The sequence below is a fragment of the Aquimarina sp. U1-2 genome (genome assembly GCF_017897595.1).
Lineage (GTDB): Bacteria > Bacteroidota > Bacteroidia > Flavobacteriales > Flavobacteriaceae > Aquimarina.
This window is the reverse complement of the sequence record NZ_JAGKIK010000038.1, coordinates 1-1,180: the sequence shown is the minus strand read 5'-3', so window position 1 is coordinate 1,180 and position 1,180 is coordinate 1. Positions and strand designations below refer to the sequence as shown.

Below are 1,180 nucleotides of genomic sequence, written 5' to 3'. Positions count from 1 at the left end.
GATGAGGTTAGATTTTACTTTAGTTGTATTGTTATTGGTATTATTATTTAAGAACAAACGATGAAGAGTTTGATCCTGGCTCAGGATGAACGCTAGCGGCAGGCTTAACACATGCAAGTCGAGGGGCAGCATTATCTGCTTGCAGATAGATGGCGACCGGCGCACGGGTGCGTAACGCGTATAGAACCTACCTTATATTGGGGGATAGCCCAGAGAAATTTGGATTAATACCCCATGGTATGTTGAAGTGGCATCACTTTAACATTAAAGATTTATTGATATAAGATGGCTATGCGTTCTATTAGCTAGTTGGTATGGTAACGGCATACCAAGGCTACGATAGATAGGGGTCCTGAGAGGGAGATCCCCCACACTGGTACTGAGACACGGACCAGACTCCTACGGGAGGCAGCAGTGAGGAATATTGGACAATGGAGGCAACTCTGATCCAGCCATGCCGCGTGCAGGAAGACTGCCCTATGGGTTGTAAACTGCTTTTATAGAGGAAGAATGCTCACTACGAGTTAGTGATTTGACGGTACTCTACGAATAAGGATCGGCTAACTCCGTGCCAGCAGCCGCGGTAATACGGAGGATCCAAGCGTTATCCGGAATCATTGGGTTTAAAGGGTCCGTAGGCGGGTTTATAAGTCAGTGGTGAAAGTTTGCGGCTCAACCGTAAAATTGCCATTGATACTGTAGGTCTTGAATTATTGTGAAGTGGTTAGAATGTGTAGTGTAGCGGTGAAATGCATAGATATTACACAGAATACCGATTGCGAAGGCAGATCACTAACAATTGATTGACGCTAAGGGACGAAAGCGTGGGTAGCGAACAGGATTAGATACCCTGGTAGTCCACGCCGTAAACGATGGTTACTAGCTGTTCGGACTTTGGTTTGAGTGGCTAAGCGAAAGTGATAAGTAACCCACCTGGGGAGTACGTTCGCAAGAATGAAACTCAAAGGAATTGACGGGGGCCCGCACAAGCGGTGGAGCATGTGGTTTAATTCGATGATACGCGAGGAACCTTACCAGGGCTTAAATGTGGTCTGACAGCTTTAGAGATAGAGTTTTCTTCGGACAGATCACAAGGTGCTGCATGGTTGTCGTCAGCTCGTGCCGTGAGGTGTCAGGTTAAGTCCTATAACGAGCGCAACCCCTGTTGTTAGTTGCCAGC

General features: G+C 46.9%; 1 rRNA gene. It reads left to right on the top strand.

Annotated features, from left to right (window positions below):
• Positions 1-57: 57 nt before the first annotated feature.
• Positions 58-1,180, top strand: a 16S ribosomal RNA gene (locus J8281_RS18875); the annotation flags it as partial.